The sequence below is a fragment of the Streptomyces sp. NPDC060027 genome (assembly GCF_042737005.1).
Lineage (GTDB): Bacteria > Actinomycetota > Actinomycetes > Streptomycetales > Streptomycetaceae > Streptomyces.
On record NZ_JBHWVI010000005.1, the window covers coordinates 103,675 to 110,060 of the forward strand.

Sequence of the window (6,386 nt, forward strand, 5' to 3'; positions counted from 1 at the left end):
CTTGTGCCGACTTCGGAAACTCTTCGGGTTGTACGGGTTTGCCCCGCAGCTGACCCGATTCGTTCCCCGCCTTTCCGGAGCCCACGAGACGGCCCGGGGGGGTGCCCGCGATCCGGAGTCCGCTGTAGGTGCAGATAGCATCCGTCGCATGGAGCCGCAGCTGTCGCACCACGTCGGCGACGGAGTCGCCACCGTCGTCATCCATCACCCCGCCAAGCGGAACGCCATGACGACGCGGATGTGGCGAGCGCTGCCACCGTTGCTGGACGAGTTGACCGTTCGCGCCGATGTGCACGCCCTGGTGCTCACCGGTGAGGGCGGGACGTTCTGCGCCGGAGCCGACATCTCGACGCTGCGCGGCTCGCCGGACGAGGCCCAGGGCCTGGCCGTGCTCGCCGAGGAGTCCCTGGCCGCGTTCCCGAAGCCGACGCTGGCCGCGATTCGCGGCTACTGCGTGGGCGGCGGATCCCAGCTCGCGGCCGCCTGCGATCTGCGGTTCGCCCAGGAGGGATCGCTGTTCGGGGTGACTCCGGCGAAGCTCGGGATCGTCTATCCGGCCTCCTCCACACGGCGGTTGGCGGCACTGGTGGGCCCGTCCACCGCCAAGTACCTGCTCTTCTCCGGCGAGTTGATCGACAGTGAGCGCGCGTTGCGCACAGGTCTGGTGGACGAGGTGCTGCCCGAGGGCGAACTCGACAAGCGGGTGGCGGAGTTCACCCGCATCCTGACCTCGCGCTCCCTGCTGACGCAGGCGTCGGCGAAGGAGTTCGCGAACGGGCGCACCGACCGTGACGCGTACTGGGCGGAACAGGCGCGCGGCGGCGGCGACACCGCGGAGGGGGTCGCCGCGTTCCTGGAGCGCAGGCAGCCGCGCTTCACTTGGGCTCCGTGAGGGCACGACGGCCGTTCGGGGCACGGCTCTTCGGGGCGTGCGAGGCGGGTGGTCTGCGCGCCTACGTCAGAATGAAACGGCTCTTGCTCCGGAACTCCGCGACCAGGTGCGCGGGCGCCTTCTCCGGGGACCCGGCGTCGTAGGGTGGCTGCGGGTCGTACTCGGTCAGCAGCTGTACGGCCTGGGCGTGTTCGTCCCCCGCGATCCGGCCGAGCAGGGTGAGCCCCATGTCGATGCCGGCGGAGACACCGGCCGCGGTCACGTACTTGCCGTCGAACACGACGCGCTCCCCCGTGGGCTCGGCTCCGAACCGTGCCAGGTGGCCGAGGGCCAGCCAGTGGGATGTGGCCCGGCGGCCGTCCAGGAGCCCCGCGGCGGCGAGCAGCAGGGAACCGGTGCACACCGAAGTCGTCCAGACACTGGTGCCGTCGGCGTCCCGCAGCCAGTCCAGGAGGACCCGGTTGTCCATCTCCGCGCTCTGGACCGGCCCTCCCGGTACCACCACGATGTCCGGGTTCGGCACCTCCGCGAGGCTCCTGTCGGCGGTCAGCGCGAGCCGGCCGGTGTCGGAACGGACCGGACCGGTGCGCTCGGCGACGAAGACGGTGTCCGCGTCCGGCAGGCGGCCGAGGGTCTCGTACGGGCCGACGGCGTCCAGGGCGGTGAAGCGGTCGAAGAGGACGATGGCGATCTGCATCGGGTTCCTTTCGGCGAGGGGTGCGGTGGCGGCCCCTGGGTGAGCGGGAGTCGCGAGCCAGCCGAGGAGAGGCCGGGGCACGCGGGACGGTGAGGCGGCCGGACCGCGGCGGGACCGGCGAGTGGGGTGGGCCGCCGTCAGCCCGTGGGCGCCGGCCGGAAGCGGCGCCGGTACTCGGCCGGTGCCGAGCCGAGGATCTTCACGAAGGCGCGGCGCATGCCCTCGGGCGTGCCGTAGCCGCAGGCGCGGGAGATCTCCTCGATGCCGTCGGTGGTGTCCTCCAGGAGACGGCGGGCGTGCTCGACGCGGACCCGCTCGACGTACCGGCCGGGCGTCGTGCCCGTCTCGCTCTGGAAGGCGCGGGCGAAATGGCGGGGCGAGAGGCGGGCACGGGCGGCGAGCGACTCGATGCTCAGGTCGTCGCCGGGGTGCTCGGAGATCCAGTGCTGGACCTCGCGCAGCGGTTCGCGTCGCGCGGTCTGGGCGGCGAGCTGGACGCTGAACTGGGCCTGGTTGCCCGGACGCCGGAGGAAGACGACGAGGTGACGGGCGATGGTCAGGGCGGCGTCGCGGCCCAGATCCTCCTCGACGAGGGCGAGGGCCAGGTCGATGCCGGAGGTGACGCCCGCCGAGGTGGACACGTTGCCGTCGCGTACGTAGATGGGATCGGGGTCGACGGCGACCGCCGGGTGGTCGTGGGCGAGCTGGTCGCAGTACGCCCAGTGGGTCGTCGCGCGGCGGCCGTCGAGGAGGCCCGCCGCCGCGAGCAGTCCGGCGCCGGTGCACACCGAGACCAGGCGCTCGGCGCGCGGACCGTGCGCGCGCAGCCAGTCGACCAGGCGGGGGTCCGGGCGCCGGGTGCCGCGGCCGCCGGGAACCAGCAGGGTGTGCGCGGCGGGAGCGTCGGCGAGCGCCTGGTCCGGGACCAGGACGAGGCCGCTGGAGGTGCGCACCGGGGCGCCGTCGAGGGAGGCCGTGCGGATGCGGTACGAGCCGCCGCGGTAGGTCTCGGCGCCCGCGAACACCTCCAGGGGGCCGGTGACGTCGAGGCTCTGCACCCCGTCGAAGAGGACGATCAGCACCGTTCGCATGGCTCGATTCTCGACCGGCGCACCGATGGCCGCAATGACATGGATCCCACCTTTCCTGCCATCGCGGATCTCACTGTTCACGACGTACCAACCAGTCGGTAATGTGCGGGGCATGACCCCTCCACTGCCGGAGCGCGCCGGGCGCCGCTGCCACAACGTCCTCAACCCGCTGCACTCGACGCACTACTTCTCGCCCGATCTGGGGCGTGAGCTGGCCGCCGTCGGCATCGAGGACGAACGGGCCGCGTACTTCGCGGCACGGGCCGCCGCGATGGGCGCGGTCGGCGCGGGCACCGTGACGGCGACGTTCTACAACTTCCGGCACGACCTGGTGGCCGCGCGTGTGCCGGCCGTGTGGCGGGCCGCCTCTCCGGAGACCGTGCTCGCGGCCCGCGCGCGTGCCGTGGACGCGACACTCAGGCGGCTGCTCGGCGAAGACCTCATCGCCTCCAAGGAGGTGGCCGAGGCCGCGGAACTCGCCCTGCGCGCGGCCGAGGCCTGCGGCTCGACCGCCCGCCCGCTCTACGCCGCGCACGCGGACCTCCCCGTGCCCGAGGCGCCCCACCTGGCGCTCTGGCACGCGGCCACCCTGCTGCGCGAGCACCGCGGCGACGGGCACCTCGCGGTGCTGCTCGACGCGGAGCTCGACCCGGTGGAGGCCCTGGTGAGCCACACCGCGACCGGCAAGGGCATGGCTCCCAAGTGGGCCCTGGGCACGCGCGGCTGGTCGCGGCAGGACTGGGAGACGGCGTCCGGGCGACTGCGGGAGCGTGGGCTGCTCGACGCGCGGGGCGAGCTGACGCAGGCGGGCGTGGACCTGCGCCAGGACATCGAGGTCCGGACGGACCGGCTCGACCGCGCCCCCTACGAGCACCTGGGCGCCGCCGGGGTGGAGCGGCTCACCGAGATCGCCAGGAACCTGCTGATGACGGCGTTCGCCGCGGGCGCCTTCCCGGACGGAATGATCGGCAAGGAATGACCGGCGAGGAATGACCGGCGAGAGTTGAGGTACCCGGACGTCTCCCGGCTCTCCGTGCCGGGAGACGAAAGGGGAGACACATGCTGCGTGCCATCGCGGACGTGCTGCGGCAGATCGGCGGGGCGATCGCCACGGTCGTGACGCTGCCTTTCCGGGCCCTGGCCCGGCTCTTCGGAGGGGCCTCGCGCTCCGGGCGGGCCCGCGGGGCCTGAGGAACACGGCACTCGGAGGCCGGGGGTCGCCGCCGCCCGCAGGAACCGAGAGGCACGGAATACCGCGGGTCCCGCGGGGTTCCGTGTCCCTGGGGCCGGACCCGCGGCGCGCGACCCCTCCGAGTGCCGCCCTGATCCCCCGTTGTCCGTGTCACCTGCCACAATTGCCGCGCAACCTCAGTGGAGAAGGCGGTACGGGATCGTGACGACACCCCTCGTAGGGTCCATCGAAGGCAGGATCGCCGAGGAACTCGGCGTACGGGAACGGCAGGTCAAGGCCGCCGTCGACTTGCTCGACGGCGGGTCGACGGTTCCCTTCATCGCCCGCTACCGCAAGGAAGCGACCGAGATGCTCGACGATGCGCAGCTGCGCACCCTCGAGGAGCGGCTGCGCTATCTGCGGGAGCTGGAGGACCGGCGCGCCGCGATCCTCGACTCGGTGCGCGAGCAGGGCAAGCTCGGCGCCGAGCTCGAAGCGCAGATCAGGGCCGCCGAGACGAAGGCGCGTCTCGAGGACATCTATCTGCCGTTCAAGCCCAAGCGGCGCACCAAGGCGCAGATCGCGCGCGAGGCGGGCCTGGAGCCGCTGGCCGACGGCCTGCTCGGCGACGCGACGATCGACCCGCTCGCCGCGGCGGCGGCCTTCGTCGACGCCGACAAGGGCGTCGCCGACCCGCAGGCCGCCCTGGACGGCGCCCGGTCGATCCTCACCGAGCGGTTCTCCGAGGACGCCGACCTGATCGGCGAGCTGCGCGAGCGCATGTGGGTGCGCGGACGGCTCGCCGCCAAGGTGCGCGAGGGCAAGGAGGAGGCGGGTGCCAAGTTCGCCGACTACTTCGACTTCGCCGAGCCCTTCAAGGAGCTGCCCTCGCACCGCATCCTCGCCATGCTGCGCGGCGAGAAGGAGGACGTCCTCGATCTCGTCCTGGAGCCGGAGGAGCCCACCGAGGGGCCTTCGTCGTACGAGGGGATCGTCGCCCATCGTTTCGGGATCGCCGACCGCGGCCGTCCCGGCGACAAGTGGCTGACGGAGACCGCACGTTGGGCCTGGCGCACCCGCATTCTCGTGCACCTCGGCATCGACATGCGCCTCCGGCTGCGCACCGCCGCCGAGGACGAGGCGGTGAACGTCTTCGCGGCCAACCTGCGGGACCTGCTCCTCGCCGCCCCGGCGGGCACCCGCTCGACGCTGGGCCTGGACCCCGGTTTCCGCACGGGGGTGAAGGTCGCCGTCGTCGACGCGACCGGCAAGGTCGTCGCGACGGACGTCATCCACCCGCACGTCCCGGCCAACCGGTGGGACGAGGCGATCGCCAAGCTCGCCCGGCTCTCCAAGGAGCACGCGGTCGAGCTGATCGCGATCGGCAACGGCACGGCGTCCCGCGAGACCGACAAGCTCGCCGGTGAGCTCATCACCAAGCACCCGGAGCTCGGCCTCACCAAGGTGATGGTGTCGGAGGCGGGGGCGTCGGTGTACTCGGCCTCGGCCTTCGCCTCCCAGGAACTGCCCGACATGGACGTGTCGCTGCGCGGCGCCGTCTCCATCGCGCGCCGGCTCCAGGACCCGCTGGCCGAGCTGGTGAAGATCGACCCGAAGTCGATCGGTGTCGGGCAGTACCAGCACGACCTGTCCGAGGTGAAGCTGTCCCGGTCGCTGGACGCGGTGGTCGAGGACTGCGTGAACGGCGTGGGCGTGGACGTGAACACCGCCTCCACCCCGCTGCTGGCCCGGGTCTCCGGCATCACCTCCGGCCTCGCGGAGAACATCGTGGCGCACCGTGACGCCAACGGTCCCTTCACCTCCCGTACGGCTCTCAAGAGCGTGGCCCGGCTGGGCCCCAAGGCGTACGAGCAGTGCGCGGGCTTCCTGCGGATCCGGGGCGGGGACGACCCGCTGGACGCGTCCAGCGTGCACCCCGAGGCGTACCCCGTGGTGCGGCGGATGGTGAAGACGGCGGGCAGCGAGGTCGCGTCGCTGGTCGGCAACACGGGTGTGCTGCGCACGCTGAGGCCGGCCGACTTCGTCGACGAGAAGTTCGGTCTGCCGACCGTCACGGACATCCTGAGGGAGCTGGAGAAGCCTGGACGCGACCCGCGACCCGCCTTCAAGACGGCCACCTTCAAGGATGGCGTCGAGAAGATCTCCGACTTGGCGTCCGGGATGGTCCTGGAGGGGGTCGTCACGAACGTGGCCGCGTTCGGCGCCTTCGTGGACATCGGCGTCCACCAGGACGGGCTCGTGCACGTCTCCGCGATGTCCAAGACGTTCGTCAAGGACCCGCGGGACGTCGTGAAGTCCGGCGACATCGTCAAGGTGAAGGTCCTGGAGATCGACATCCCGCGCAAGCGGATCTCGCTGACGCTCCGGCTGGACGACGAAGCGGCGGCCCCGGCCGCCGAGGGCGGCGGACGGCCCCAGCGGAGCGGCGGGCGGCCGCCGCAGCAGCGTGGGCAGCGCCAGGGTGGTCGCGGAGGCAGCGCCGGCGGCGCCGCCGGCGGGGCCGGGGGCGGAGGC

General features: G+C 72.5%; 6 protein-coding genes. 4 read left to right on the forward strand and 2 right to left on the reverse strand.

Going from position 1 to position 6,386, the window contains the following annotated elements; translation table 11 throughout:
• Positions 1-148: 148 nt before the first annotated feature.
• Complete coding sequence (locus tag ACFWBT_RS02810; protein WP_385694980.1) at positions 149-892, forward strand: enoyl-CoA hydratase/isomerase family protein; 744 nt, start codon at positions 149-151, stop codon at positions 890-892.
• A 61-nt stretch (positions 893-953) separates the two neighbouring features.
• Here the strand turns inward: ACFWBT_RS02810 and ACFWBT_RS02815 are convergent, their stop codons facing one another.
• Together ACFWBT_RS02815 and ACFWBT_RS02820 are read right to left on the reverse strand one after the other, a co-directional pair.
• Positions 954-1,589: a DJ-1/PfpI family protein gene (locus ACFWBT_RS02815; RefSeq protein WP_385694983.1), complete on the reverse strand. Its 636-nt coding sequence runs from the start codon at positions 1,587-1,589 to the stop codon at positions 954-956.
• Positions 1,590-1,726: 137 nt separating this feature from the next.
• Positions 1,727-2,680: a GlxA family transcriptional regulator gene (locus tag ACFWBT_RS02820; protein WP_385694986.1), complete on the reverse strand. Its 954-nt coding sequence runs from the start codon at positions 2,678-2,680 to the stop codon at positions 1,727-1,729.
• Between the two features lie 112 nt (positions 2,681-2,792).
• Here ACFWBT_RS02820 and ACFWBT_RS02825 point away from each other — a divergent pair, with 112 nt between their 5' ends.
• From ACFWBT_RS02825 to ACFWBT_RS02835, 3 genes are all read left to right on the forward strand, one after another.
• Positions 2,793-3,659 (forward strand): hypothetical protein, encoded by an 867-nt coding sequence (locus tag ACFWBT_RS02825; protein ID WP_385694989.1) that lies wholly within the window; start codon positions 2,793-2,795, stop codon positions 3,657-3,659.
• A gap of 80 nt (positions 3,660-3,739) precedes the next feature.
• A complete protein-coding gene (locus tag ACFWBT_RS02830) occupies positions 3,740-3,871 on the forward strand; it encodes an LPFR motif small protein (RefSeq protein ID WP_266764083.1) in 132 nt (43 codons plus the stop codon).
• Positions 3,872-4,073: 202 nt separating this feature from the next.
• A partial coding sequence (locus tag ACFWBT_RS02835; protein WP_385694992.1) for a Tex family protein occupies positions 4,074-6,386 on the forward strand: 2,313 nt, incomplete at its 3' end.